We start from the raw sequence: 25,988 nt of genomic DNA, 5'->3' as shown, positions 1-25,988 counted from the left end.
GGGCGAAAGAGCAATGAGCTTCATTTACGGTGATGAACGTATTACCTTCGAGTGTAAACCCCGACCGTTGGTGAATGGACGCATCCTGATAAAAGTTCATCCCGACTGCCGGGTTGTAGTATCCGCGCCGCAGGATACCGATGACCAACAGGTTCTGAATGCTGTTGAAAAGCGTGGGCGCTGGATCTATCAGCAGCTACGGGACTTCCGTAAGCAGCTGGAATATATAACTCCACGACAGTATATCAGCGGTGAGAGCCACTATTACCTGGGCAAACAGTACATGCTTAAGGTGATAGTGGCTCCCTCTGACGCTCAGGGCGTAAAAATGTTGCGTGGCAAGCTGGAAGTCACCTTACGCCATAAGAGCGCTGAAAAGGTTCTGCAGTTGCTGACTGACTGGTATAAGGCTCGAGCCCGCGAAGTCTTCGCCAAAAGGCTGAGCGCTATGCTGGAGCAAGCGTTATGGGTCAGTGACTCACCGCCATTGCGTATTCTTACCATGCAGACTCAGTGGGGAAGTTGTTCCCCCAATGGAAGGGTGACCCTGAATCCCAATCTGGTAAAGGCCCCGCGTGAGTGCATCGATTACGTTATTTTGCATGAGCTATGTCATCTGGCTGAGCATAACCATAGTGAACGCTTCTACCGGCTCATGGGGCAGGTAATGCCTGACTGGGAGAAGATCAAGAAGCGTTTGGACGGGATGGCTGGGATGATAATGACAAGCTAAACATAATGGCGTGCGATGCTTCTGTCCTGCAGCATCCATCGCTTGAGGGAGGAGAATATGGAAAAAATCATATGTGCTCTGTGTAATACCGCAGTTGAGGTGACGGTGCTGTCCAGCCATTTGCTAACCAATCATGGCTGGAAGATGGTACCTCATCCGGCTAAGCCGGTAGCTGAGGCATCGCTTATTGCCCGTCAAACCTGCAAATGTCCAGTATGTAACGTCTCTCTCAAGGACGCGAAAAGATTAGAAAAGCATATAAATAAAGCCCATTCAGAAAGACCAAGCTCTTCTCCCATCAGTAGCAACCCTACAAAGAAAAACAGTGTAACGACGATTTCCTATCAATGGGCGATAACTCAACCGCTCGATAAAAAATACTCCGCTGTAGTAGAGAAATTCGTTGCTGAAAAAACGTTATCTGAAATTGAAAAAGAAATAATGACCATCGTGAATGGCTATGATGCGGCGGATACTTCCAGACAGAGTTTGATGTCAGGGCGGCTCATTCTGCTTGCCCATGCCAAGAAAAGACTTGCTGCAAAAAGCAAATCCAGCAAAAACAAGAAAGTAACGGCAAAGAGTAAAAAAAACAGAAATGCCAGTTCTCGAGATATCATGGACCAATACATTGGCGGGCGTAGAATTGTTGTATCCGGCGGTTTACCTTCCTTGGGAAAAAGATAATGTACCGCTGCGCACCATGTGCAAAAAGCGAAGCAGGCCAATTACTGTTATAACTGACTTAAACTACTTAACATGCGGCCGGAAAAATCAGGCATGCAGGGAGGCACATGACCACGAGCAATGAACTTCTCCTTAGGCCAATTAGCGACCTGATGAAACAGCGTTTTTTCATACCCTCATACCAGCGGGGCTACCGCTGGACGCAAAGGCAGGTAACAGATCTGCTGGATGACATCGCGGAATTTCAGAAAAACAGCGAGTCAAGTTCCCGCAAAGCCTTCTACTGCCTACAGCCTGTTGTTATTAAGCAGTGTGGCGAAGAATGGGAATTGGTTGATGGTCAGCAGCGCCTGACAACTATCTGCATTATCCTTCATTATCTGAAGGACATTGCCGCTATGCTTGGACATTCAGGGTACTCTCTGCGCTACGAAACCCGTCCTGAGAGTGCAAGTTTCCTTAGCAATATCAATAGCGATCACGCAGATGATAATATTGATTTTTATCATATGAATCAGGCTCGGGAAGTAATAGACGCATGGTTCAGTTCACGACCGCCTGTCTATAAGTTCAGCTTTTTGCAGACTCTGCTCAATGATGATGAGGCTGGTAAAAATGTAAAAGTGATCTGGTATCAGCTAAGCGAGCAGGCAAACGTGACTGAGGTATTTTCCCGGCTTAATCGTGGAAAAATCCCGCTAACCAACTCAGAGCTGGTTAAAGCACTGCTGCTTAATGCCGGGAACTTCAGCCATGCAACAGATCTCAACGTTCGCTTTCACCAACTCAGGATTGCGCAGGAGTGGGATGAAACAGAACGCCGTCTTCAGCAAGAGGACTTCTGGTATTTCATCAGTAATCATCCCCGTGAGAGCAACCGCATAGAGTTTATACTCGGACTGGTCGCAGATTCACTGAAGTCTGGTGTTTCCCGCCAGGATCCACACTACATATTCCTGTCGTTCGCTCATTACTTGGAGGAAACGCATCAGGATCCGGAGCGTATAGAGAAAGTGTGGCTGCGGATCAAACAGCGTTTTATGTTACTCGATGAGTGGTACCAAGGCCGCATGACTTATCATCTTGTCGGTTACCTCATTAGTAATAGTGAGAGCGTCATTCCTCAGCTTATCAGCGAATCTGAAAGCTGTGAGACTAAATCGAAATTCATTGCCGTACTGAAGCAAAGAATACTACGTATTGCCCTGCCAGGACTCGCGGGCCCGTTGAGCCAGGGACGGGGCGAGCGCAGCAGCCAGATTGACGCCACACTCTCTGCTCTGACGTATCCTGAGCGTTCGCTGCGTCCTGTGCTTCTGCTTTTTAATATTGCCATTTTGCTGGCTAACAAAAATTCATCTACCCGATTCCCATTCCGGCATTACAAGCTCGACGCCTGGGATATTGAGCACATTACTTCAGTCAGCTCACAAATGCCGGAAAATATCAGCGGACAGAAGGCCTGGACAGAAGTGATGCGTGAGCATTTTCGTCCTTACAATTTATCGGAAGAAGGAACTGATAAGGTAAGTTCAGCACAACAGGTACTGTTTGAGCGTGCAAAAGCTTTGCTTCTGGAAGAACCCTTTGACAGTGAAAAATTTGAAGTCTATTTCAGCGACATTCTGCATGAGTATAGTCAGATGCCTCTACTGGACAGGGATGACAGCATTGGAAACCTTACGCTACTGGATCAGTCAACTAACAGAAGCTATCGCAACGCCATCTTTCCGGTGAAGCGTAATCGCATTATTGAAGCGGACAAAGCGTCAACTTTTGTCCCTCCCGGTACAAGAAACGTATTTCTTAAATACTACAGCAGTAATGTCCACGAAATGACTTTCTGGAGTAGCCAGGATCAGGATAGCTACCGGCGCGCAATTACAGACGCCCTGACCGTATTTTTTGATGGAGCAATGTATGCAGCAAGGTAAAGTCATCACATTCGCCAGTTTATTCAGCGAAGTAAGCAACGTTGAGATCCCCATCATACAGCGTGACTATGCTCAGGGGCGCGAGGACGCATGGGAGATTCGCGATCAGTTTCTCCTGTCGCTCAGTCAGGCGTTAACAGCTCCTGTTGGCACACTACCGCTTGATCTCGATTTTATTTATGGAAACCTCAGCACTGAGGAGCGTCCCACCCTTTCGGTCCTTGATGGCCAGCAGCGCCTTACAACTCTCTTCTTGCTTCACTGGTATCTGGCGAACAAAGAGGGTAAATATGCTGATTTCATTGAGCGATTCACTCATTTGGGCAAATCCCGTTTCACATATCAGACCCGCACCGCCGCAACGGAGTTTTTCCATGCGCTGGTGCGAGCCGACAACAGTGGTCTACAGTTTGCAGAGAATGCCCCTGACCTTAGGGAACAGATAACGGACAGCCGCTGGTTTTATCACTCCTGGCTTCAGGACCCTACGGTTTCAGCCTGCTTGACGATGCTGAATGCGATTCAATCATGCTTCGATGACGCACCGAGTGGGCTTTATTTCAAACTGTGCAGTTCTGACTCGCAGCCTGTGGTATTCCAATATTTAAACCTGTCCTCATTTGGACTTTCTGACGATCTCTATATCAAAATGAATTCGCGGGGGAAAGCGCTTACCGATTTCGAAAACTTCAAAGCCTGGCTCTCAGGCAGAATGAGCCAGCAGCCTGGTGCCGTGAAATTTGGAGAGAAAATCGATCAGGCCTGGACTGATATGTTCTGGAATCTGAGCAAAAAAAGGGCCGAAAGCTTTGATACCCTTTTTCTGCGCTTTTTTAAGCGGATGGCGTTTCTTCTTGAATGCAGTCAGTCATCTGAACCTGCATATCTGCTGGCAAACCTAAATGCGACCTGGTTCAGCGCCCTGAGAAGCACCCGTGAAGGTTTTAGTTCCTCAGAATTCGAAGCGAAGGATACCTTCAACCCCAGTAACATCGAAATCATCTCATCCGTACTAGATTTCCTTTGCTCCCAGCATGCAACCCGTGAACACCGCAGCTTGCTGATGGAGTTTCTAACGGGCTCTGACTTACTTGGAGCATGTCGTTTTTATGCACTCTGCGCATTTATTACTTATAAGAAATCGTCCAGCCACGCCTACTTCGCTGAGCAGCACGCTCAATGGAGTCGTGTCACCGATAACTTCCTGTACACTATGCGTATTGACAGCAATCAGGTTGCAGTGGGGGTTATTCGTTCTCTGGATGAACTGGCTCCATATGCTGGTAACATTTACAGCTATATGAGTACAGTTGACGTTCGACTGGGTTTTAACGAGCAGTGGGATGAGGAAGCCCTTAAAGCAAAGCTGATTACTTTGGATAGTGAATGGGAGCCTGCCTTAATTCGGGCAGAATCTCACCCTCATCTTAAAGGTCGAGTAAGGGGGCTGCTCAAGGGGGCCAAAACTGCTGATAATAGCGGTTACGATCTTACCCGATTTATATCTCTGACAGAGAAAACCTATTGGGTGCTTAACGAACAGGTTCTGCATAACTACGAGCACTTACTTGAACGTGCGCTGCTGTCACTGGGAGATTATCTGATATGGCAGAAAGGACAACGGTACACCTTTTGCCTTCCTTTACATCAGTCTTGGCGTGAGCGTAATGAGAACTGGCTGAGGGTGACAGAGAAAAATGTGTTTATTGAGCTGCTGGATAAGCTGAATAAAAAAGAAGATATGTCGAATACACTCCGAGAAATTATTCAGGAATCAAACCCGGGCGGCTGGCGCGAACTGGTCGTGAAAGACCCTGAGACCATTCGCTACTGTTCGGAAAAGATTATCGACAAATTAGATAACCAGGTGTATCTGCTAAGTAAGACAAACCTTCGCGGCTATTTCCGGGAGCTGCACAGTTGGGTGCTCTCGAAAAGGTTGTTGGCCCTTCTTCGCAGAGAGGATGGAAACGCGCCTTTCACTGCCGTGACCTATCACTCAGTCTATGGTGATGAATGGCCATGTATAGAGCTTACGGTAAGTGAAGAGGAAACGTTCTTTATCGCACATGAGAACGGAGTCTGGTTTGACTGTCACAATGTGGATGAAGAAGGTGAGCCACTCCCCCTGCCGTCCTTCTTTAAATCACTGGTAGATACGCTGATGCATGACGCGGATACCGTTTCCAAAACCTGACACTGTACTGGTTACTTGTGCAGGAAATGGGCAGCCCGGTTGAGGGTACATGTGCAGGATGAGCACAAAGCAGTCTTGCAGCTGTCGTCGTTCTGCTTCCATAGAAAGTAAATATTAGTTCTGCATAAGCGTCAATACACACCGTATTGACGCTTATGGTTACCTCTGTCTGGAAGGGATAAATAATCCCAGTTTTCGTACTGTAGTACGTTTCATATTTTTTCTATCCGCCGCGAGTCAGCAATACGCTGTAGCATCCAGATTTCCACTTCGCTTTTATACCAACGGGAACTCCGTCCCAGTTTGATGGGTTTCGGGAATTCGCCATCCTGAATAAGCTTGTAGAACCACTTATCTGTCATGCCGGTGTATGTGGTGATGAATGTCATATCGATAAGCGGGTCTTCAGCACTAAGAATGGGGTTATTGATAGTAGCCATGGAATCTCTCCCTCTGAAAATTAATGATGGGAGGAGTCCGGCGTGGTTGAGTTCTATTGCACGCCAGTACTCCTTCAGAGGATAGGGATTGCCAGTAAAAAAATACCTGAGAGCCTTATCGGCCCCGATAGGCTGGGGTGAATCTTGACGGGAAAATCAGCGCTGACTGCATCCAAAATTACGTTCGCCATCACCGGTGACTTTGGTATGGTCTTTTGCAAGATATGAAGCCCGTACTAATGCCTCCTGTAGTTGCTCATTATTCCCGCGGTCAATCCAGTACACCGGGCTTTCCGGAAAGTGTGCCAGCGTTGCATACTCCGAAGTACCCACCCGTAAGGCGCTACACCACGCCTGTTTGATTAACCCTGCCAGTGAAGCCGGATCGTTATAGTTACCTGCGGAACACCAGACTTCGCGATTAAGCAACAACACCACGTGGTAGTGCTTTTTACCATTGCGTTCTCCATATTCCCTTGCCCAGATATAACGCAGGTCGGTCATGCGTTTTCGGTTGCCCTCGCGGTGTTTACGAAGCAGGTATACTGCAATCTTTACTTTCAGAGAGTCTATAAATCGGGAAATAACAGCAGCATCTGTAGATGCAGGAGCATTGGGTAGTCGTAGATCAACCCTCAACATTAATACTCGCGGATAAGCCTTAAGGGCGTTCAGTAAGGTGTCGGTAATACGTTGTTGCCAGAAAGGATTAAAGGTGTTGTTCATTGTTGAAATCTCCAGTGGTTTGTTTTTCACATCAATGACTGGAGCTGTAAAAAAATACTCTTAAAAATAATGCTTCAGGTAATTAAAACTGAGATTTGATGTTTCAACCTATCTTGATTAAATCATTTCTGATTACAGAAGGGTTATGAAGGTAACCCATAGCTTTAAGCGTAACAGAGAGAAAGGATGTGTCAGGTATATATTACCAATCCGACAGTTTGAGCCATGTAAAGTGTGTGCATCCGGGGGGCCATGCACCATCAGCGTGCTCCTGGCTGGTCCTTCAGTCGCTCTGGAGTTAACGTTGTATGGGGAAGTTGCTTAACTATGTCACTAAAGTACCATTTGTCCCAGTATTTACAGGGGTCTGTTCGCTATGAATGGAACGTTTTTTCCTTGTTTTTTCCTCTATGAAGAATCGTTTTTAACACGAATAATCTTCATTAATACCTTGGTTTAAGTTATCCTAAAAGGAGGTTTGATAGAAGGAACTGGACATGAATGATGAGTGTATAAAAAGGATGAGAATTAAATCTGCGCAGGAATTGGCAGGAGATGATCCAATGCTGATAAGGGAATACCTTTCAACCTTTCCATTGCCCCTACTGAGGCGGATATTAATTTCGCTCGATATAACGGTAGCAAACTCAATTTTCCCTCAAATAGCCAATGATGACTCGAAATTAATAAGTTTTATTTGTTCTGGTGTTGCTTCTGATAAGATAATATCTCCTTTTGATAAGGTAAATAAAATTGTAAAAGATGTAGGAAGTGACGCTTTCTCCGATGGTTGTATTGTATGGCTTAAAAATGATATCGAGGCATGCCACTATTTCTGGTGGAATCTGATGCAGCTCGGATGGAGAGATGTGTTTAAACTACTTAGAGCGGATAATATACATCGCTATAGTGATGTGGGGGATAACCCGCAAGTTCAATACGTTTCTGATACATTTTGTCTGCCCAGGGCAGTAGGCGGGCATAAAGAACGCTACAAATCAATTTTGATCTTATTAAGTTTGTTGCCATTCAAAAATACTGAAATAAATCTTCTGATTTCACATTTATCCTGTAACTACAAGAGAGGTAAAGAGATATGCAGGCGTGAGGTCAATATCACCTCTTTGATGAAAAGCAAGGAGTCGGTTTCTTTTTCAATTTTTTACTTAAAGAAAAAGAATAAGTTCCTGGCTGATTTAGAACCTCTCACGGAGAGTGATAATAAATACGTATTAATCACACAGCTTTATCTGCTTACAAGAGAAGACAATTTTAAAGAGTTAGTCACCTCGTTGACTAAAGCTTGGTCACAAAAGAAGGTACGTGAAAAAAGAAAAGAGACGGATAAAAAACAGACTGCCAAACTTCTCGGCTTGAGCAAAGAAAGCATCAGGATGCTTAAGGAATTATCAAAAAAACACAGTATGGACCACTCAGAACTGATGGATCTGGCTATACAGTCTTTGTTCGAACAAATGCAGTAATTCATCATAAAATCAGACATATATTATCATAATGGATGATGGCAGCTCCCAACCTCAGTGTGTATGTTTTAGTCGTAGTTGTCACGGGACTATGACACTCAGTGTCGCATTCAACTCCATCCGCGTAAAAATTCACCATTTCATAAGACCTATCTGTGCAACAGCCCCCCTTACAGTGTGACCTCTCACCACATTGACTGAGGAAGAACAATGGCTGTCTACCGTAACGACCCCGATTTAAACCTGCTGGGCCAGTGCAGCAATGAAGAGCTGCAACTGTTGGTTTCTATTCTGATCACTGACCCTCGTGACGGCGACACCCGCTGGACAGAGAGCCTGACCAGTACCCCTGAATACCGTCTGTTGGCACCGGAACACCGGCGCTACTGGCAACTGATAGCGGCTGAATTTCAGCGTTACGGGGCCAATACGCTGGTAAGTTTGATTCGGCTGGGGCAGGGCGTGACCTACCGGGAAATCCTCGAGGATGTTTGCGATAAGCTTAATGTGAACTACAACCTGAAAAGCACCACCGAGACCATTGAGTTGTGCCTGTTGATGAAGGTGCTGGAGAAAAGCCTGGACCAGATGACACCGGAAGAACTGGCTACTTTTTCTCGCAATATGCAACTCGACCTGACCAACCCCACCCCTCAGCTCATTCTGATGGCAGTACAGGCAGCCATACGTACCTCCTCGCTGGCCGCCCTAGAACTCGCCACCGTGCTGTCCGCCAGCGTCATTACATCACTGGGGGGGATTGCCACTTGGGGCACTGTGGTGGTGGCATCCAGAGTGCTGTCCGTTATCGCCGGTCCCGTAGCCATTGCGCTCAGTTCGGCGTGGATGATTTCCGATATTGCGGGTCCGGCTTACCGGGTCACCATACCGGCCTGCATCATCGTAGCCTGGCTCCGGCAGCAACGTCTTTCCCGTTAATCCATTTTTCACTGCCAGCAGATGACTGGTACCAATATTTTCTGCTGGGAGTACACTCCATGCCTGAACAGGGACACCGCTATGATCGTTTGGCCAACCGTCTCGCCATCCTGGTCAGTCGCCTCTTTATGGGCGAATCACTCAGCGTCAGACAATTGGCTCAGGAGTTTGGCGTTTCTGAGCGCACCGTTCAGCGCGACTTGCGTGAGCGTCTGCGTTATCTCGACATCGAATATTCCCGTGGAAGCTTCCGACTCCTGGATGCCCGAGGGCCCTTTCGCACCAACAGCGACATTCTCCGCTTTGCCCGGATAACCAGCGTGGCACATTACTTTCCTACCCTGGATCCCAGGCTGCTGTCGGTGTTGCTCGACAGTGGTCAGGATTCTCCCTGCATTATCTGGAATGCCCCGCCACGTCAGGCACCTGCGTTGTTTGGTGGTTTCCAGGCTATCGTTCAGGCCATCATCCGTAATCGCCGTGTTCACTTTCTGCATCAGGGTCATCAGCAGTCAGCAGTGGCCCCTTACCGGCTTATCTGTCTGGACGGGGAGTGGTACTTGGTGGCCGTATCGAAAGATCGCATTCAGGTGTTCACCCTTTCAGCCATCACTGATGTGGTGATGACCCTCAGCGGTTTTGTGCGAAACAGCCATATCACTCGCATTTTTCAGGACCCGAGATTCATTCAGGCCCTGCCGCATTATCAATATATCAGCGGACTCATCAAGGAATGAGCCCGTATTCCCGTCCGTCAGGACAATTTGCTTTACTCATAAAAGGATACATTCATGAACAATTCATCACTCAGCGCGTTCGTGCTGGTCTGTGGCCTAGTTCCGGTCATGGCGCAGGCTTTTGGAAATAAGGACACCTGGTCCAGTGGTTGGGGCCAAGGCGTATCAGAGTTTGTTATTAAGGGGAAAGGTCAGTCGCAGTTATATCTGTCCTGTGAGGATTACGGCTCACAGCCAGCCACGGTCATATTTACGGACGCTAACGGGCATGAAGTCAGTATGGATGAGGATAGAAACCTCCAGGTCAGCATTGACGGTGGGGAGTCCATTGATATCAGTGAGTCTGACAGTCGTGTCGGCAGCAATAACCTGGTGCTGGCCTGGACACAGTTGCGTAACGGCAAACAGGTCTCGGTATCCGGTGAAGGGGTCAAGCCCGCAACTTTCACGCTAGCCGGGGCTGCGAAGGTGCTGCCAGAGTTTGGCACACACGGCTGTGTGGCAAAGGCCTCACTCTGATTTGTACATGTTTTTACCGTCTGTTGCTGGTAATGAATGATGATATTCGTGCTCCGGCGATACGTTACTCTTAAAAGGAATTTGCTGTGAAAATCAAACAATGGTTGATACCCGCACTATTTTTACTGTCTGCTTCGGCGCTGGCCGAGCCAACTTCTCCAATAAAAGTGGAGACCAGTGATTATGTTCATCCTGCCGGAACACGCTACGCCACTGTAGTGGTCACCTCGCTGGATGACAGTGTGAAAGTTGAAAACATTGACGTTAATCGGGGCAACTGCCGCATCGACAACAAAAAGTTTATGTCCTCCGTTAACAAGGAAACCATTCTGCCGATCACTCTGCGCTACGGGCAGTCCGTCAAAGTGAATTTTTATAATGAGTGCGTGGCTTCGGAAGTGGTAGTCACCACCGACAGAGGGGCGTGGCGCTACACCTATAACTGAGTAGTCTCTCTGTTTCATCTCCCTCCATAAAAGACGTCACATCACCAACGGACTGCCGTCAGGCAGTCCGGAGCAAACCCTATGATTTTTCTGAAAATGCTAGTGACCGCTTTGGGTCAGGTTCTGACCTGGTACGGCGGTCAGCAAGCCCGACAATTTATTGAAATCCGCTTTCGTCAGGCCGGTCGCGATGACGACAGCATAGATGCAGCCAGAGAAGCAGCCACGCTGCTGGTGACCGCGCTGATAACTGCCCTGATGGCGCAGATATTACGGATCCTGGACAACTTCTGAGCCACCTTCTGCTGCAAGGATCACTGAACCTGCACATAGCCCCTGCCTCCTCACGGAGCAGGGGCTTCTGTTTTTATGCCCCAAAACCTAAGGAAATTATCATGAAATTAGCCAGCCGCTTTGGTGCGGTCAACCTGGTTCGCCGCGACCGTCCTCTAACCCATGATGAACTGGCGCATTACGTACCGAGTGTCTTTAGTGAAGAAAAGCATGAATCACGTAGCGACCGATACACCTACATCCCGACCATAACCCTTCTCGATAACCTGCAGCGAGAAGGCTTCCAGCCGTTCTTTGCCTGCCAGACTCGTGTGCGGGATCAGAGCAAGCGTGAACACACTAAACATATGCTGCGCCTGCGCCGCGAAGGCCAAATCACTGGCAAGCAAGTGCCGGAAATTATTCTGCTTAATAGCCATGACGGTTCCAGCTCATACCAGATGCTGCCGGGACTTTTTAGATCGGTTTGCCAAAATGGGCTGATTTGCGGTGAGAGCTTTGGTGAAGTGCGTGTTCCCCATAAGGGTAACGTGGTGGAGAAAGTCATTGAAGGGGCTTATGAGGTACTGGGGATATTTGACCGGGTTGAAGAGAAGCGAGATGCGATGCAGTCGCTGCTACTCCCCCCACCGGCCCAACTAGCAATGGCAAAAGCGGCATTAACCTATCGCTTTGGTGAAGAGCATCAGCCGGTGACGGAATCGCAGATCCTTATCCCGCGGCGCTGGCAGGATGAGAGTAATGACCTGTGGACCACTTATCAGCGCATTCAGGAGAACCTGATTAAAGGTGGACTGTCGGGACGAACGATGAAAGGTAAACGTGCTCAAACCCGCGCCGTCAAAGGTATTGACGGGGATGTAAAGCTCAATCGCGCTCTGTGGGTGATGGCCGAGAATATGCTGCAGCTTGCTTCGTGAGCCTTTCTATTATCCCTTCCCTAAGGTCTTGCCAATAAATCGGCGAGTCTTTTTGTTTTAAGGAGCAAATATGTCTGTATTCAATTTATCCCCGGTATTTCCTGCAAGAGAGCAACGCATCATTCGTCGGGCGTTACGACTGGTGGAGAAATATCAGCGTCAACCGAGTGAGTCATTTACTTCCACCAGCGTCACTAAAACCTGGCTGCAATTACAGATGGCTCATCAGGAGCGTGAAGTTTTTATGGTGTTGTATCTCGACAATCAGCACTGCCTGCTGGGATGCGAAACACTGTTTACCGGCACACTCAGCCAAACCGAAGTTCATCCCCGCGAAGTGGTTAAATTGGCACTGAAGCACAATGCTGCTGCAGTCATTCTGGCTCATAACCATCCGTCAGGTACGACAGAAATCAGTCAGCAGGATAAACATATCACTCAGCGGATAGTGAAAGCGTTAGCACTGGTAGAAGTGCGAGTGTTGGATCATTTGGTTGTTGGGAATGAAGTGGTTTCTTTTGCTGAGCAGGGGTTGCTTTAAACGGAGGTTTTCATGCCATTCACACTATCCCATGAATGGGGGCTACAAAGCGATATCACCCCACGATTTGGCGCAAGATTAGTTCAGGAAGGCAACCGGCTGCATTACCTGGCTGACAGGGCTGGTTTGATGGGAAGCTTTAGCCCAGAGCAGCTACAAAGCCTGGAAAATGCTTTCCCACTGTTTATAGAGCAGTTAGAAAATATGTTGCGTTCCGGTGAGCTAAATCCACAGCAGCAACATCAGATGACCATTCAGCTTACAGGTCTAACTTGTATAGCTGATACCCTTAGTAGCTGCGGCTACGTTTACCTCACTGTTTATCCCACCCAATAACGTCTTCTCTCTTCTTTTATCAGGACCCAAATTATGCACATTTCAACTGTACCGGCCACGGTGCCGGTTTCGTCACGCCTGTCGCCCGTACAGGTCTGGCAGCAACTGTTAACGTATCTGCTGGAACACCATTACGGCCTGACACTTAACGACACGCCATTTCACGACGACGAGGCCATCCAAGAGCATATTGAAGCTGGTATTACACTTGCTGATGCAGTGAATTTCCTGGTGGAACGCTATGAACTGGTACGCACTGACCGTAAGGGATTCACTTGGCAAGATCAAACACCATTCCTGACCGCCACCGATATTCTCAGAGCCAGGCGAGCTACCGGATTAATAAATACTTGATTTCTTCGAGCCCCATTCCTGATTTTTACATCTGAACTTCCCACCTTTTTTATTCATCGCATAATGCGCCTGCCACTCCCGGCAGGCGTGTTTGCTTTTATGGACGATTAACGATGCAAACAGAACACGACGTGTTGACGGAACACAATGAGCTCATTCTTTCGACCAGTATCGAACGTGTAGTCACTGGACGCGATTCCGCATTAAAACAGATAGAACAACTCATTGAGCAGCTTGATGCCATTTCAGGGTTAACCTCAGAAATTGGCGGTGGTACAGCGCAAGACTGGGCGATGAAGCCTGGGCACCGCTACGATAGTTGGCTGACTGAGAAGGCTGATAAAGCGATGCCTGCAGTCACCCGCAATATCGACAGTAGTATCTGGCGCGATTTGATGCTGAAATCAGGCATGATGGTCTTGATGGATGCACAGGCTCGCGACCAGTGGCACAAGAACCTGGAGGAGGGCGATCTTCCAGCTATCAGTGAGGCGAACATTCTCAGTACTTTTGAACAGTTACATCTGAACAAAATGGATGTCTTTGAGCGCGGGATCATTAATGTCTTCAAAGGCCTGTCGTGGGATTACAAAACCAATAGTCCCTGCAGATTTGGTAAGAAGATAATCATTAACAATTTGGTAATTCATAACCGCTGGGGTTTTAGCCTTAACTGGGGTTGGCGGAGGGATCAGTTGGCTGACTTAGAGCGAATGCTGTTTTTGCTGAGTGGTAAATCAATACCTGACAACCGTAGCGATATAACTACTCGGTTGATGGCGCATATTCGAGATAACCCGGATAAGGATGTTTATGAGGATGAGTTCTTCCGCGTTCGCTACTTTCAGAAGGGCACTGCGCACTTGACTTTTAAGCGCCTGGATTTGGTCGAGAGGATGAACGATATTATCGCTAAACACTACCCAGGAATGTTAGCGAAGTAATTTTGGAGAGTTTTGACGCCTACGGCTAACAAGCTTATGATCCAGCTTAATTTCTTTTCCTCATGAAGGGACGAGTATGGGCAACAGAATGTGGATGATCCGCGGTGACGGCGGTAAGCTCTATGACGATTTTCGCGATAAGCAAATTGTTGGCATTGGCTGGTCTCAGCTGGCTCCATTAGTCAAACCCGGCCTGTCCCGAGCCCAGTTACTCGCCTTATACCAGGAGGCAGATCCCTTAACAAAGCTGGGAACTGCGCGTTCTGGTGCATCGCAGGTCTGGCGTTTTGTGAATGAGATCCAAAAGGGTGATTGGGTTATTACCTATTCGCCAGCCAACCGTACTTATTTGCTAGGCAAAGTTACTTCAGACTTCCAATATCATCCTGAATGGGTGGAAGAGGGGATGGGTATCGCTCGGCAGGTTAAATGGAATACTCAAGAAATCGACCGCGATAGACTGTCTGTTGCTACCAAGAATACATTGGGTTCTACGCTGACGGTTTTCCAGCTTCCAGAGTATGCGTTAGAGGAGCTTTTGCAGGATAAGAAACCCACTATAGATGTCATTACTCAGAATCCAATTACTATGGATGAAGATGAAGGCACCCCTGATCTACTTCGTGATATGGAATCGTTGGCGCGTGAAGGCATCAAAGATCGAGTTAATGCACTCGAACCGAAAGAAATGGAGTATCTGGTAGCTGGCGTTTTACGCAGTATGGGGTATAAAACACAAGTATCTCCCGTGGGGCCAGATCGTGGGAAGGATATTATTGCCTCGCCAGATGGGTTTGGGTTTGAAAACCCGCGTATTGTGGTTGAGGTAAAACACCGTAAAGGACAGATGGGAAGCCCGGAGATTCGAAGTTTTATTGGTGGTCGTCATAAAGACGATCGCGGCCTTTACGTTAGCACTGGCGGTTTTACTAAGGATGCTCGCTATGAAGCCGATCGTTCGAATATCCCGCTGACTCTATGGACACTTGAAGATCTTGTCAGAACATTGATTGAAAACTATGAGCAAGTCGACATCGAGACCAAGATTTTAGTGCCCCTAAAGAAAACTTTCCTACCTGCCTGAATCTTGCTTTGATAGCCATATCGGTGTTCTACTGATATGGCTTTATACCCACTCACAATGTCTATTTTTTGTACGGATTTTAACTTGTGGGTACAAGTGTGGGTATGGTTGTTTATGCCAATTTATAAAATCTATTGATATCAGTATTTTGGGTGTTAAATTCGAGTCCGGCCTTCGCACCATCGGAACATCAATAGACGTCAACGAACGTCTTTTTTTTGTGCTTATAATCCAGAATTTGTCCATCATCCCTAATGCAGCACCTACACACGAAATGCATGCTCAGCCAGCGGTTCGGCCTCGCTTTTTTGGGGAATGGTCATCCTGATAAACTTCACTGTCTGACATACCCTGATGTTGTCGCCTAATGGCTCCGCGCGTTGTCTTACCACCAGGGGGCACTAGGTTTTTATTGTCTAAAATCAGGGATAAGGTCAAAGGCTGGATCTCCCAGCCTTTGACGGTCATCTCACTTTCTTGAAGATGAGCAGAATCAGAGGGACGCAAACAGCGAAACCAATGATAGAAGCTAAAGCCGAATCAGAGTGATTTTGCGATAGCTCCTTAACAAACCAGGTGCATTGAGAAGGTGTAAATGCTCCGCCTTGGCTCATTGTCTCTGAAAAGTTAAGAGCGAAGACCAGGTCGAAATAAAGCACGATAACGTAATACGCCAGACAGATCAGTGCGATACTCGCCCACCTGATCCAGAATTTCTTATTCATCATCGTAAGTACTTCCCAATGAACCGCCTACCGTACCACCTGAGTATGGGGATGTTGAGCCAGCAACTGCAGCGGAATCGGCAGCAGGTTGTTGAATTTTTGCACTCCCTCCCATGGGTTGAGGGCTTTTGTTCTCGGTGTTAGGGTACTGCTGTTTGAGTATATTCGTCATTTCGACAACAAGAATTGAGGTGTCACCTACACTCTTTGATTCAAGGTAACTTTGCAGTGATACCGGAATAGTAAAATCGTCTTCTATGTCGATTGGTAGCTGTGTTGTCGTGGATGTGTAACCGTGATCGAATAACTTTGAGCCAGCAAACTTGATCCCCTCAACTGAGTGGGTGGTACAGTTACTATCGGTCACATCATACTTATCAATTGTGCGGCCTCTTCGCTTTGTACCGTCTTGCATGTTTGGCGTTTGAATGGGGGTTACACCGCTATTCCAAAGGCTTTCGAAGAAGTTACGGGTTATTTTAGGATCTGCATCATCAATGCGGAAAGCGCGAGCACCCATTTCATAAAGTTCGTATCGGTAATACTTACGCGCATCTTCATCCTGGAAAAAATCTAAAATCCCATCCCCGGTGAAGGTACTTTTATCAGTGCGTCCATATCGTCCATAGGTGTAGAGGCAGATGCTGTTATTGTCATGCACCGAAACGAAAACATGACCTGCACTTGTCGTTTCAGTCCAGAGGTAAACGCCGTTCAGTAGCTGGTTATCTTTTGGCTTACAGATGTCAGCAAAGCTATTTTGTTTTTTCGCTACCTGTGCGTGCTGTTCTGGTTCTTTCTCCCCCGTGCTGAACAGAGTGTTTCCCCCGTTCTGGATAAAGTCGGGTACCTCTTTATAAGAAATGGTGGAACTGACCGAACCATCATCGTAACCAATAAACTCATAGGCATCAGGGGAAGCAATCAGGCGGTTAGTACCTATCGGACAGCCACATTCAACCACATCGTTTTCAAGACAAACTTGTTTGTTTTCAGTGAAAACGTTGAATGGCCTGGTCTGCCGGATAACTCCGAGAGTTTTGCATTGAGGGCAAAAAGATTCGGAATCAATAAGAGCAACAGGTCGGCCTTGGCAAAACACCGTCAGAGCACCGTTTTTTACCGTTCCCCCTGTGGTGGTTTTATCCCCAACGGTAATGACTTTTAGTTTTACAGACATAATTCCCTTTATCTATTATGGAAATAATCGCTGCGGTCATTTTAAAAACAATCACCACATGAGCAATAATTATTAGACTTAAGCTAAATGATGTTTTGTAACAACAAGTAAAGGGCGCGCGCTCCTCCCAATTATTTTATTCTTTATAGTCGTCTGAATAGGTATCATAATATATTCCACACGCTGATAATTGTACCCTAACTCATAGTACGGGAAGAGAGTGATAAATATTCCAGTGCCAAACACCCATAAATACAGTTTCACCCTAAATAAACAGCCAACAAAAAAGGCGCCTCTCAGCGCCTAATCTTACCCCTTCACCCCCGACTCCCTTTCCCCTCAATCACCTCAATAAACGTCCTAACCTGCCTCCGCTTCCGCACCGACAACTTCCCCACCACCCGCGCCGTCTCCAGCACCTCGTCAGCTTCATCTTCCACCGCCGTCAGTACCATACACCCCTTCATCACCCGCACCTCAACCTTCGTGCCGGTGGCAAACCCCGCCGCTTCCAGCCATTGCCCCTTCATCATCACCGCTGGAACGCGATGGTAATCTGGCGCGCGGCTCACATAACTCACGGTTAAATTCCGCTTATTTCCTTCGGCTACTTCTGGTTCAAACGAATCTACAATACAATCGGTATTAGTCATAGTTGCTATTCTCGTGAAATAGTAGGTGTGATTAGCGATGCGGGCGTGTTGGCGCACACCCGCATCGCGCAAAATAATACCTGTAAATATACCCAGTACAGAAAATAAAAGCCAGCCGAAAATAAAACGTAATAAACGCTATTAAATATAAAACCGGAAACCATTATTAATATTATCTATTAAAAACAGTCCCCGTATTAATAATAAAAATAGATAACCATAAAATCACGACATCACCATCGCCGCCTGAATATACCGCTGCGGCGACACCCCCAGCTTCTTCCTGAACATCGCAATAAACGCGCTCGCGCTGGCATAACCCAGCTCCTGCGCCAGCGTATTCACCGCCACGCCGCGCGCCAGATTACACACCGCTTCCAGCAGCCGAATCTGCTGCCGCCATTCGGAAAAACTCAGGTGCGTCTCTTCGCGGAACAGGCGTGCCAGCGTGCGTTCGCTGGCTCCGACCTTTTGCCCCCACCAGGCGAGGGTCGCGGTGTGATCCAACTCGCGGCACAGCGTATCGCAGATCTGGCGCACCCGGCGGTCGCTGGGGAGGATCACGTGGCACAGCGCGGCGGCGGGTAAACGCTGTAGCTCGTCGGTCAGCAGCGCCTGAAGCAGGGCCATCCGCTCTGGGGGAATGGCATCTTCAAGCCCGGCATCAATCAAGGTGTGGAGTAGGGGAGTGGCGGTCAGGCCGCGGCACTGATTACCAAACAGGCGGGAAGCCTGCGGGCTAAGGTACAGGTTCTGCGTCACCACGCGATCCACGGCCTGAAGCCCGTGCGGCAGCCCGCCGGGTAGCCAGATTGCGCGGCCGGGCGACAGCAGCCAGATATGCTGCGGGGTGACGATTTTCGCCACGCCGCTGAGCGGATAAATCAGCTGCCCCTGCTCGTGCTGGTGAACCGGCTCTTCGCTGCCCGGAGCGTATTTGAGCTGGCGCAGCCCTTCAATCGCGTGTGGAATGGTCATCTTCACCTGCCCTCTGTCTGATTCTCACCATTTATGCTTACTGCTGCGTTTAGAGACAACTTTTGTCCGGATGGCGACATCCTGATGGCCAGTAACGCCATTCTGCCATGGAAGGGCTTCTCTTTTAAACTTGAATAATTATCATTTCCATCCAATTCTAATAACAGTCGGAAATGCTATGAATCTGGTTGGCAAGTTTTTCAGGGATAAACCGTTGAAAGTACTGGCATGTACGATCATCGCAGGGTACAGCGGGCAAGCGTTCACTGCGGATAACGGTCACGATAGCACAAAAGAACAGACAATAGTGGTCACCGCCGCGGCACCGTCGCAGGGGCAGGATGATGAGAGTTCACTGGTGGCGCACAACGCGGCTGCCGGAACGAAATCCAGCCAGCCGATCAGCCGCACATCGCAAAGTATCGCCGTCGTTACACAGGCGCAAATCGCGGCGCAGGCGGCGAAAACCATTCCGGAGGCGCTGCGCTATGTCTCCGGCGTGGCATCGGAAAACGCCGGGCCGGATACCCGTTTCGACACTATCGTGGTGCGCGGTTTTGAAGCCGACGAATATCTCGATGGCCTGCGCCTGCCGCGCGAAGCCTGGTGGAGTCGTCCGGCGTGGGACCCGTTCCTGCTGTCGCGTATTGAGGTGGTGAAAGGCCCATCGTCGGTGCTGTACGGCCAAGCCAACCCGGGTGGGGTGGTCAATATGGTGAGCAAAACTCCGCAGGCCCAGCCTGGCGGGGAAGTGTATATGTCCACCGGCAACAACAACCTGTTTGGCACCGGCTTTGATGTCACCGGCCCGCTGACCGACGACAACACGCTGCTTGGCCGCGTAGCGGGGACCTTCTTCGATACCGAAACGCAGGTCGACCACACTCGCTATCAGCATTACGACATTGCGCCATCCTTCACCTGGCAGCCGAGCGATCGCACCAGCCTGACGGTGCTGGCGCAGTTGCGTAAAGATCCGGACAGCGGCTTCTACAACCAGATGCCCACCTCCGGCACGCTGACCTATAACCCGAACGGGCAGATCTCCAGTAAGTTCTACGGTGGCCAGCCTGGCTTTGACAGCTATGAGCGCAAGCAGGGCAGCATCGGCTATCAGTTCCGCCACGACTTTAACGACACGGTGACCTTCCGCCAGAACCTGCGCTATATCAGCAGCACCGGCGATTACCTGATGGTCTACCCGTGGGGCGTTCATGCGGATGCGCCGCTGATCGACCGCTACTCGATGAACCTGCAGGAGACCATGGTCAACTTCGCCGTGGATAACCAGGCGGAGTTCCATCTGCAAACCGGCCCGGTACAGCATACGCTGCTGGCCGGGATTGACCGGATGCATAGCTCGGTGCGCAGCCGCGCAGGCTACGGTGATGCGAGCCCGATCAACTACCTCAACCCGGATTACAGTACGCCGGTTAAAGTGCCAGCCTTCACCAGCAGCACCCACTCCACGCTCGATCAAACCGGGTTCTACCTGCAGGATCAGCTTGAATGGGCAAACTGGATAATGAATCTGGCCGGGCGTTACGATGCGGCGAAAACCAAGAGCACCAACCTGCTGACCGACGCGCGTACCGAAAGCAACGACTATGCGACCACCGGACGCGCCGGGCTGCTGTATCACTTCGATAACGGTTTAGCGCCGTACGTCAGCTACTCGACCTCGTTTGTGCCGAGCAGCACGACCGATTTTTATGGTCACGGCTTTAAGCCGACGGAAGGCAAGCAGACGGAAATGGGCCTGAAGTACGACCCGGTTGGGCTGGATGCGCTGTTTACGCTGGCGCTGTTTAACCTGCGGGAAACTAACGTGGCGACGCCGGATCCGGATCACGCCAACTACAGCGTGCAGACCGGTGAGATCCGATCGCGCGGGATCGAGCTGGATGGCAAGATCAATATCACCCCGGCCTGGTCTGTTCTGGCGTCCTACGCGTTGACCGATCCGGAAGTGATCAGCGCAAACGACGGCACCGAAGGTAAACATCCGGTTGGTATTGCGCGCAACAGCGCCAAGCTGTGGACGCAGTATGCGCTGAGTGGCCCGCTGGACGGTTTCTCCATCGGCGGCGGCGTGCGCTATGTCGGCAGCAGCTATGCCAACACCGACAACAGCCTGAAGGTACCGGCGGCCACGGTCTACGACGCGCGTCTGGGCTACGACTGGCGTGAATGGGGCGTTGCGCTGAACGCGGCGAACCTGACCAACAAAACCTACCTCGCCACCTGCCAGAACAACGGCTGTGAATACGCGATGAAACGTCAGCTGACGGCGACCGTTAGCTACAAGTGGTAACGATGCTCTCACGACGCACGTTATTAACCGCAGCACTGCTCGTTCCCGCGATGTCGTGGGCCGGGAGTGCTGCGGTCCCGCAGAAGCTGGCGGTGCTGGACTGGGGGCTGGCTGAGATGATCCTCGCGCTCGGTATTACGCCTGCTGGCGTCTCGGCGCCTGACTGGTATCGCAAACTGATCCCGCAGCCCGTGCTGCCTTCAACGGTGCAGGATTTAGGGCTGCTGTTCCAGCCGAACCTCGAAACGCTGTACGCCTTAAAGCCTGACCGCATTGTGATAACCCCTCAACATACGTTGCTGAAGCCCGCGCTGGAAAAAATCGCGCCGACGCTGACGCTGCCAACCCATGGGCTTGCCTCCTTTATCGACGCCACGCGCCAGCTTGGTGATGTTTTCGGACGAGAAACGCAGGCGCAGGTGTTGCTCAACAATCTGCAATCGCAACTAGCCCGCGTGCGCAAGGTTGCCCAGACGGTGCGGCAACCGGTGTTCTGCGCCACGCCTGTTGATGCGCTGCATCTGCGGCTCTACACCCCGGGAAGTTTGCCTGGCGATGTGCTGGCCGCCTGCGGCCTGCGTCATGCCTGGCAGGGGAGCCGTGGGGCGGAAGGGACGGTGCTGGTGGAGTTGACCAGCATTGCCACGGTGAACGCCCGGCTTATCCTGCTGGTCGATGACGACAAGCGTGATGCCGTTGCCCGCTGGCGGCAGAGCGCGCTGTGGCAGCGCCTGCCGGTGACGTCGCGGTATCCGATAGCAGTGATTGAACAGCCGATTAGCGATACCGGTGCGCTGATCACCGCCGGGCGCTTCGCCGATATCCTCTATCCCTTTGTTGCGGGGTGGCGCGATGCATGAACCCTATTCCCGCTGTCTCTCATGGGGGCTCATCACGCTGCTGTGGCTGGCGGCGCTGTTGCTCGCCGGTAGCGACGTGCTACGCGAAGGTGGCCTGTGCGCACTGCTGTATGCCAATAACCTCCAACCTACGGCGATTATTCTGCACAGCATGTGGCTGCCACGGCAGGGTATGGCGATTGTCGGCGGGGCGACGCTCGGGCTCTGCGGCTGGTTGATGCAGCGGGCGCTGCGCAATCCGCTGGCGGAGCCGATTACGCTTGGGATGACTTCCGGCGCGACGCTGGCGCTGGGGCTAGCATCGCTCTGGTTTCCACTACTCCTGACCGAAGCCAAAATGGCGGTGGTGGTCGTGGGAGAACTGGCCGCGCTGCTGCTGGTGCTGGCGCTGAGCTGGCGGCAGCGGCTCTCGCCTTTAGTGATGATCCAGGCCGGGATGATGATCAACCTGTGGTGCGGCGCGCTGACGATGCTTATTGCCATCATCAATGACCGTTTTCTGTTGACCGTGTTGATGTGGGGCGGCGGTTCGCTGGCGCAGGAGGATAGCCATCTGCTGATGTCGCTGCTGCCCTGGCTGGCGCTTTGCCTGCTGGCGTTGGCTTTTTTGTGGCGACCGCTGGAGCTGCTGCAACTGCCGGAAACCATGGTCAGTAGCCTGGGGGCCTCGCCGCTGAAAATTCGCAGTGCGGCGGTGCTGCTGGCGCTGGTGATGAGCGCGCTGGTGGTCAATGCCGTCGGCGTGATTGGTTTTATCGGCCTGGCCGCGCCGCATCTTGCCCGCTTTGGCGGTGCGCGCACGTCGCGCCAACTGATACTGCACAGTGCGCTCACCGGGGCGGGGCTGCTGTGGTTTACCGACCTCTGCGTGTCCCGGGTGTCGCTATTGAACGGTCAGTTGCTGCCGGTGGGTATGTTGACTGCACTGACCGGCGGGCCGCTGTTGATCCTGCTGGCGCGTCATGCCCGACAACCTGTTCCGGATACTTCCCCGTCGCCACTGACGGCGGATGCCTCAACCCACCGCTGGGTGCCGTGGCTCGCCGCTGCCGTACTGCTTATCGCCATTGTGGTTTCACTCTGTCTTGGGCTGGGCCTCGGCCACTGGCATTGGGCAAGCCATGAGGAGCTGACGCAGTTGCTGCCGCTCAGGGTGCCTCGCTTGCTGGCCGCCATCAGCGCCGGGGCGCTGTTAGCGGGCGCGGGGGTACTGATGCAACGCGTAAGCGGCAACCCGCTGGCGAGCCCTGAAGTGCTGGGCATCGGCGGCGGCGCGGCGATGGGCGTCACCGTCTATATCCTGCTGTTTCCCACTCAGGGCAGCGCCTTTCTTCTATTAAGCAGCCTGGCGGGGGCGCTGATCAGCTTGTTACTGACGATGTGGAATAGCCGACGCAGCGCGTTTAATCCTCAGCACGTGTTGCTTAACGGGCTGGCGCTGAATGCGTTATGCCAGGCGGCCGTGAGCATCGTGATGCTCAATAACCTCTCCGCCAGCGCGGTGCTGCTGCCGCTGATGACCGGCAGTACCTACTACATCAGCGCCTCTCTGGCGCAGGTGCTGTTTATCGCCACGCTGGTGCTGCTGGTCATCACCCCGCTGTTTCGTCGTTGGCTGGTACTGCTGCCGATGGGCAGCGTGGCCGGTTCGCTAGGCGTCTCGCTGCCGCGTGCCCGCTTCAGTGTGCTAGCGCTGGCGGCGCTGATGACTGGGCTTGCCACCTTATTAGTGGGGCCGGTGTCGTTTATCGGGCTTCTGGGCCCGCATCTGGCGCGCCGGGTTGGCGTGAAGGGCGTATTGGCGCAGCTCTACACCGCGGTGCTGCTTTCCGCCTGCATCATGACCGTTGCCGATTGGCTGGGACGCAATGCGCTCTATCCGCGCCAGCTGCCGGTGGGGCTGGTGGCATCGCTCATCGGCGTGCCGCTGCTGGTCTGGCCGTTGATTCGTGGCAGAAATAGGCCGTCATCTCATCAGACGTAATAAAGAAGCAAACTATAAAAAAGGAATGAGCATGTCGTTGTTGTTGATGTTGTTTCGGATGGTCGGCGGCTGGCTACTGCTGGCCGTGGTTGCCGGGCTGATTAGCGGGCTGAGCAATGCGTCGCTGTTGGCGATGATTAACCACAGCCTGAATCTGCCGCCAGCGCACGGCTGGCTGGCACCGGGAATACAGTTTGCGCTGCTGGCGTGCTTGATGCTGGCAACCCGCGTTATCTCACAAACCACCTTTATGTATCTTGGGCAGAAGGTAAAGGCGCGGCTGCGTAGTGAGCTGACGCATCGGGTGAGTGAAACCCGCTGGCTGCAGCTGGAGCGTTCTGGAATGGCGCGGACTATCTCGGTGCTGACGCAGGATCTCGATACGCTGGTGGTCTTTTTCGTCAACCTGCCGAATCTCTTCATCTATAGCGCGGTGATCCTCGGGTGTCTGATTTACCTGGCGACGCTCTCTTTTAGCGTGCTGGGGCTGGCGATGCTGGCTATTGTGCTCGGTACGCTGGGATATCAGGCGGCACACGGGCGCGCGCTTGGGCTGTTGCGACAATCCCGGCGACGGGAAGATACATTGATTCAACAGTGCAAAACGTTGTTCGACGGCGGGCGCGAATATCGGCTTAACGCCGCGCGTCGGCGGCATTTTGTGGATGGCGAACTGGCGGAGAATATTGAGGCGGTGCGTCGGGAGCGGACGCGGGGCTACATCCTGTATGGTCTGGCGACGAGCTGGGGCAGCATTCTGTTCTTTGTGTTTATCGGCCTGGTACTGTTTGGCCTGCGCGAAGCGCTAACGCTGCAACCGGCGGCGATTACCGGCTACGTGATGATCTTCCTTTATATGATTGTGCCCGTCGAAGGTGTGCTGTCGTCGCTACCGACGATCGCCAGCGCGCGGGTGGCGGTGCAGCGGGTACAGCAACTTCAGGGAGCGCTACCGCCGGAGCAGGCGCAGCGTCCGTTGCCAGAGGGGCTATTCACCTCGTTGGCGCTGGAGCAGGTGAGCTATCAGTATCAGGGGGAAGATGGTGAACGCTTTACCCTGGGGCCACTCGACCTGACGTTTAATCCTGGCGAGCTGGTTTTTATCGTCGGCGGCAACGGCAGCGGGAAAACGACGCTGGCGAATCTGCTGGTGGGGATCTATCCGCCCGATAGCGGAACGCTGCGCTTAAACGGCCAGCGGGTTACCGATGACCAACAGGAGGCATATCGGCAATGCTTCTCGGTGGTGTTCAATGATTTCTTCCTTTTCGATAACGTGGCGTTTGTGCATGAGCGCACGGCGGAACAGGTGGGGGAGTTACTCGAACGGCTGAAGCTCAGCCATAAGGTCCGTTTTGCCGATGGGCGATTCTCGACGACGGCGCTCTCGCAAGGGCAGCGCAAACGGCTGGCTTTGTTGCAGGCCTGGCTGGAAGCGCGGCCAATCTACCTGTTCGATGAGTGGGCTGCCGATCAGGACCCGGAATTCAAAGCGGTATTTTACCAGGAAATCCTGCCGGCGCTGAAGGCTGAGGGGAAAACCATTATCGCTGTTACCCATGACGATCGCTATTTCCACCTTGCGGACCGGATTATCAAGCTCGAGTCAGGGCGTATTGTCGAATAGTGGTGGCTGAGATAAGCCATTTTCCCTCTATATAAAGAAGGGGGGATACGCGGAGATCATATGAATAGATGAATTTTGTGGATAACTCTGTGTGTAAATGGGTATAAGGCGGGGTTCTGCTGGGGATTGCAGCAGTCAGTCATTTTTCTGCAATTTAAGGGTTGCGGCCCTGAAGAAACTCCCTATAATGCGGCCCCACTGAGACGGAACAACGGCAAACAAGCCGCCGGGTCAGCGAGGTTCTCCTGAGAATCTCAACAGAGAAAAGCGAAATTAAACGCTTGACTCTGAAAGAGGAAAGCGTAATATACGCCACCTCGCAACAGTGAGCGAAAGCCGTGTTGCACTGCTC

At 51.2% G+C, this 25,988-nt stretch carries 26 protein-coding genes; 20 read left to right on the top strand and 6 right to left on the bottom strand.

Annotation, left to right across the window (positions count from 1 at the left end; genetic code table 11):
• Positions 1-13 precede the first annotated feature (13 nt).
• From ACH1XZ_RS16875 to ACH1XZ_RS16860, 4 genes are all read left to right on the top strand, one after another.
• A complete protein-coding gene (locus ACH1XZ_RS16875; RefSeq protein ID WP_194302381.1) occupies positions 14-733 on the top strand; it encodes a M48 family metallopeptidase in 720 nt (239 codons plus the stop codon).
• A gap of 57 nt (positions 734-790) precedes the next feature.
• The gene (locus ACH1XZ_RS16870) at positions 791-1,420 is read left to right on the top strand and encodes a hypothetical protein (protein WP_320702916.1); all 630 of its coding nucleotides are present in this window, start codon (positions 791-793) and stop codon (positions 1,418-1,420) included.
• 107 nt (positions 1,421-1,527) lie between these two features.
• Positions 1,528-3,354 carry a DUF262 domain-containing protein gene (locus ACH1XZ_RS16865; RefSeq protein ID WP_395596489.1) on the top strand — a complete coding sequence of 609 codons (1,827 nt, stop codon included), beginning with the start codon at positions 1,528-1,530 and terminating at the stop codon, positions 3,352-3,354.
• On the top strand, positions 3,341-5,551 hold the full coding sequence (locus tag ACH1XZ_RS16860; protein WP_395596488.1) for a DUF262 domain-containing protein: 2,211 nt from the start codon (positions 3,341-3,343) through the stop codon (positions 5,549-5,551). The genes ACH1XZ_RS16865 and ACH1XZ_RS16860 overlap by 14 nt, the downstream gene beginning before the upstream one ends.
• A gap of 212 nt (positions 5,552-5,763) precedes the next feature.
• Here ACH1XZ_RS16860 and ACH1XZ_RS16855 read toward each other — a convergent pair whose 3' ends face one another.
• Entirely contained in the window at positions 5,764-5,991 is a 228-nt protein-coding gene (locus tag ACH1XZ_RS16855) for a helix-turn-helix transcriptional regulator (RefSeq protein ID WP_395596487.1), read from the bottom strand.
• Between the two features lie 156 nt (positions 5,992-6,147).
• Positions 6,148-6,717 (bottom strand): inovirus Gp2 family protein, encoded by a 570-nt coding sequence (locus ACH1XZ_RS16850; protein ID WP_069303586.1) that lies wholly within the window; start codon positions 6,715-6,717, stop codon positions 6,148-6,150.
• A 497-nt stretch (positions 6,718-7,214) separates the two neighbouring features.
• Between ACH1XZ_RS16850 and ACH1XZ_RS16845 the strand changes: the two genes are divergently transcribed.
• From ACH1XZ_RS16845 to ACH1XZ_RS16790, 12 genes are all read left to right on the top strand, one after another.
• The gene (locus ACH1XZ_RS16845) at positions 7,215-8,201 is read left to right on the top strand and encodes a hypothetical protein (protein WP_395596486.1); all 987 of its coding nucleotides are present in this window, start codon (positions 7,215-7,217) and stop codon (positions 8,199-8,201) included.
• A 210-nt stretch (positions 8,202-8,411) separates the two neighbouring features.
• Positions 8,412-9,140 carry a YaaW family protein gene (locus ACH1XZ_RS16840; protein ID WP_395596485.1) on the top strand — a complete coding sequence of 243 codons (729 nt, stop codon included), beginning with the start codon at positions 8,412-8,414 and terminating at the stop codon, positions 9,138-9,140.
• Between the two features lie 59 nt (positions 9,141-9,199).
• Positions 9,200-9,877, top strand: a complete 678-nt coding sequence (locus ACH1XZ_RS16835; RefSeq protein ID WP_228688664.1) for a helix-turn-helix transcriptional regulator — start codon at positions 9,200-9,202, stop codon at positions 9,875-9,877.
• A 54-nt stretch (positions 9,878-9,931) separates the two neighbouring features.
• Positions 9,932-10,396: a hypothetical protein gene (locus ACH1XZ_RS16830; RefSeq protein ID WP_395596484.1), complete on the top strand. Its 465-nt coding sequence runs from the start codon at positions 9,932-9,934 to the stop codon at positions 10,394-10,396.
• Between the two features lie 86 nt (positions 10,397-10,482).
• Positions 10,483-10,842 (top strand): hypothetical protein, encoded by a 360-nt coding sequence (locus ACH1XZ_RS16825; protein ID WP_228688666.1) that lies wholly within the window; start codon positions 10,483-10,485, stop codon positions 10,840-10,842.
• An 81-nt stretch (positions 10,843-10,923) separates the two neighbouring features.
• Positions 10,924-11,136, top strand: a complete 213-nt coding sequence (locus ACH1XZ_RS16820; RefSeq protein WP_049141565.1) for a hypothetical protein — start codon at positions 10,924-10,926, stop codon at positions 11,134-11,136.
• 98 nt (positions 11,137-11,234) lie between these two features.
• Positions 11,235-12,056: a DUF932 domain-containing protein gene (locus ACH1XZ_RS16815; protein ID WP_202785644.1), complete on the top strand. Its 822-nt coding sequence runs from the start codon at positions 11,235-11,237 to the stop codon at positions 12,054-12,056.
• Positions 12,057-12,126: 70 nt separating this feature from the next.
• Positions 12,127-12,597: a RadC family protein gene (gene radC / locus ACH1XZ_RS16810; protein WP_100684818.1), complete on the top strand. Its 471-nt coding sequence runs from the start codon at positions 12,127-12,129 to the stop codon at positions 12,595-12,597.
• Between the two features lie 12 nt (positions 12,598-12,609).
• Positions 12,610-12,933: a type IV toxin-antitoxin system YeeU family antitoxin gene (locus tag ACH1XZ_RS16805; protein WP_395596483.1), complete on the top strand. Its 324-nt coding sequence runs from the start codon at positions 12,610-12,612 to the stop codon at positions 12,931-12,933.
• A gap of 33 nt (positions 12,934-12,966) precedes the next feature.
• Positions 12,967-13,287 carry a TA system toxin CbtA family protein gene (locus ACH1XZ_RS16800; protein ID WP_072057623.1) on the top strand — a complete coding sequence of 107 codons (321 nt, stop codon included), beginning with the start codon at positions 12,967-12,969 and terminating at the stop codon, positions 13,285-13,287.
• Between the two features lie 113 nt (positions 13,288-13,400).
• Positions 13,401-14,231, top strand: coding sequence for a DUF4942 domain-containing protein (locus ACH1XZ_RS16795; protein ID WP_395596482.1), 831 nt, complete (start codon positions 13,401-13,403; stop codon positions 14,229-14,231).
• Positions 14,232-14,307: 76 nt separating this feature from the next.
• On the top strand, positions 14,308-15,315 hold the full coding sequence (locus ACH1XZ_RS16790; protein WP_282676468.1) for a restriction endonuclease: 1,008 nt from the start codon (positions 14,308-14,310) through the stop codon (positions 15,313-15,315).
• Positions 15,316-15,779: 464 nt separating this feature from the next.
• Here the strand turns inward: ACH1XZ_RS16790 and ACH1XZ_RS16785 are convergent, their stop codons facing one another.
• The 4 genes from ACH1XZ_RS16785 to ACH1XZ_RS16770 form a co-directional block, all read right to left on the bottom strand.
• Positions 15,780-16,043, bottom strand: a complete 264-nt coding sequence (locus ACH1XZ_RS16785) for a hypothetical protein (protein WP_395596481.1) — start codon at positions 16,041-16,043, stop codon at positions 15,780-15,782.
• Positions 16,033-17,220, bottom strand: coding sequence for a PAAR domain-containing protein (locus tag ACH1XZ_RS16780; protein ID WP_395596480.1), 1,188 nt, complete (start codon positions 17,218-17,220; stop codon positions 16,033-16,035). Before ACH1XZ_RS16780 ends, ACH1XZ_RS16785 begins: the two co-directional genes overlap by 11 nt.
• Before the next feature lie 317 nt (positions 17,221-17,537).
• Positions 17,538-17,873 carry an endoribonuclease SymE gene (gene symE, locus ACH1XZ_RS16775; protein WP_395596479.1) on the bottom strand — a complete coding sequence of 112 codons (336 nt, stop codon included), beginning with the start codon at positions 17,871-17,873 and terminating at the stop codon, positions 17,538-17,540.
• 225 nt (positions 17,874-18,098) lie between these two features.
• A complete protein-coding gene (locus ACH1XZ_RS16770; RefSeq protein ID WP_395596478.1) occupies positions 18,099-18,851 on the bottom strand; it encodes an AraC family transcriptional regulator in 753 nt (250 codons plus the stop codon).
• Between the two features lie 178 nt (positions 18,852-19,029).
• Here ACH1XZ_RS16770 and ACH1XZ_RS16765 point away from each other — a divergent pair, with 178 nt between their 5' ends.
• Genes ACH1XZ_RS16765 through ACH1XZ_RS16750 form a run of 4 tightly spaced genes read left to right on the top strand, consistent with a single transcriptional unit; the run spans position 19,030 to position 25,636 of the window.
• Positions 19,030-21,165, top strand: a complete 2,136-nt coding sequence (locus tag ACH1XZ_RS16765) for a TonB-dependent siderophore receptor (protein WP_395596477.1) — start codon at positions 19,030-19,032, stop codon at positions 21,163-21,165.
• Positions 21,166-21,167: 2 nt separating this feature from the next.
• Complete coding sequence (locus tag ACH1XZ_RS16760; protein ID WP_395596476.1) at positions 21,168-22,025, top strand: iron-siderophore ABC transporter substrate-binding protein; 858 nt, start codon at positions 21,168-21,170, stop codon at positions 22,023-22,025.
• A complete protein-coding gene (fhuB, locus tag ACH1XZ_RS16755; RefSeq protein WP_395596475.1) occupies positions 22,018-24,009 on the top strand; it encodes a Fe(3+)-hydroxamate ABC transporter permease FhuB in 1,992 nt (663 codons plus the stop codon). The genes ACH1XZ_RS16760 and fhuB overlap by 8 nt, the downstream gene beginning before the upstream one ends.
• A 25-nt stretch (positions 24,010-24,034) precedes the next feature.
• Positions 24,035-25,636, top strand: coding sequence for a cyclic peptide export ABC transporter (locus ACH1XZ_RS16750; RefSeq protein ID WP_395596474.1), 1,602 nt, complete (start codon positions 24,035-24,037; stop codon positions 25,634-25,636).
• Positions 25,637-25,988 lie beyond the last annotated feature (352 nt).

The organism is Kluyvera chengduensis (assembly GCF_044197065.1).
GTDB classification, from domain to species: Bacteria; Pseudomonadota; Gammaproteobacteria; order Enterobacterales; family Enterobacteriaceae; genus Kluyvera; species Kluyvera ascorbata_C.
This window is presented reverse-complemented; position numbering and strand designations above follow the sequence as displayed.

Excerpts from the sequence above, each read along its gene's own strand:
- ACH1XZ_RS16840 (WP_395596485.1), top strand. The coding sequence starts at position 8,412 with ATGGCTGTCTACCGTAACGACCCCGATTTAAACCTGCTGGGCCAGTGC.
- ACH1XZ_RS16835 (WP_228688664.1), top strand. The coding sequence starts at position 9,200 with ATGCCTGAACAGGGACACCGCTATGATCGTTTGGCCAACCGTCTCGCC.
- ACH1XZ_RS16780 (WP_395596480.1), bottom strand. The coding sequence starts at position 17,220 with ATGTCTGTAAAACTAAAAGTCATTACCGTTGGGGATAAAACCACCACA.
- ACH1XZ_RS16770 (WP_395596478.1), bottom strand. The coding sequence starts at position 18,851 with ATGACCATTCCACACGCGATTGAAGGGCTGCGCCAGCTCAAATACGCT.
- fhuB (WP_395596475.1), top strand. The coding sequence starts at position 22,018 with ATGCATGAACCCTATTCCCGCTGTCTCTCATGGGGGCTCATCACGCTG.
- ACH1XZ_RS16790 (WP_282676468.1), top strand. The coding sequence starts at position 14,308 with ATGGGCAACAGAATGTGGATGATCCGCGGTGACGGCGGTAAGCTCTAT.
- ACH1XZ_RS16830 (WP_395596484.1), top strand. The coding sequence starts at position 9,932 with ATGAACAATTCATCACTCAGCGCGTTCGTGCTGGTCTGTGGCCTAGTT.
- ACH1XZ_RS16865 (WP_395596489.1), top strand. The coding sequence starts at position 1,528 with ATGACCACGAGCAATGAACTTCTCCTTAGGCCAATTAGCGACCTGATG.
- ACH1XZ_RS16800 (WP_072057623.1), top strand. The coding sequence starts at position 12,967 with ATGCACATTTCAACTGTACCGGCCACGGTGCCGGTTTCGTCACGCCTG.
- ACH1XZ_RS16805 (WP_395596483.1), top strand. The coding sequence starts at position 12,610 with ATGCCATTCACACTATCCCATGAATGGGGGCTACAAAGCGATATCACC.
- ACH1XZ_RS16765 (WP_395596477.1), top strand. The coding sequence starts at position 19,030 with ATGAATCTGGTTGGCAAGTTTTTCAGGGATAAACCGTTGAAAGTACTG.
- ACH1XZ_RS16750 (WP_395596474.1), top strand. The coding sequence starts at position 24,035 with ATGAGCATGTCGTTGTTGTTGATGTTGTTTCGGATGGTCGGCGGCTGG.
- symE (WP_395596479.1), bottom strand. The coding sequence starts at position 17,873 with ATGACTAATACCGATTGTATTGTAGATTCGTTTGAACCAGAAGTAGCC.
- ACH1XZ_RS16860 (WP_395596488.1), top strand. The coding sequence starts at position 3,341 with ATGCAGCAAGGTAAAGTCATCACATTCGCCAGTTTATTCAGCGAAGTA.
- ACH1XZ_RS16870 (WP_320702916.1), top strand. The coding sequence starts at position 791 with ATGGAAAAAATCATATGTGCTCTGTGTAATACCGCAGTTGAGGTGACG.
- ACH1XZ_RS16785 (WP_395596481.1), bottom strand. The coding sequence starts at position 16,043 with ATGATGAATAAGAAATTCTGGATCAGGTGGGCGAGTATCGCACTGATC.
- ACH1XZ_RS16875 (WP_194302381.1), top strand. The coding sequence starts at position 14 with ATGAGCTTCATTTACGGTGATGAACGTATTACCTTCGAGTGTAAACCC.
- ACH1XZ_RS16845 (WP_395596486.1), top strand. The coding sequence starts at position 7,215 with ATGAATGATGAGTGTATAAAAAGGATGAGAATTAAATCTGCGCAGGAA.
- ACH1XZ_RS16820 (WP_049141565.1), top strand. The coding sequence starts at position 10,924 with ATGATTTTTCTGAAAATGCTAGTGACCGCTTTGGGTCAGGTTCTGACC.
- radC (WP_100684818.1), top strand. The coding sequence starts at position 12,127 with ATGTCTGTATTCAATTTATCCCCGGTATTTCCTGCAAGAGAGCAACGC.
- ACH1XZ_RS16760 (WP_395596476.1), top strand. The coding sequence starts at position 21,168 with ATGCTCTCACGACGCACGTTATTAACCGCAGCACTGCTCGTTCCCGCG.
- ACH1XZ_RS16795 (WP_395596482.1), top strand. The coding sequence starts at position 13,401 with ATGCAAACAGAACACGACGTGTTGACGGAACACAATGAGCTCATTCTT.
- ACH1XZ_RS16850 (WP_069303586.1), bottom strand. The coding sequence starts at position 6,717 with ATGAACAACACCTTTAATCCTTTCTGGCAACAACGTATTACCGACACC.
- ACH1XZ_RS16855 (WP_395596487.1), bottom strand. The coding sequence starts at position 5,991 with ATGGCTACTATCAATAACCCCATTCTTAGTGCTGAAGACCCGCTTATC.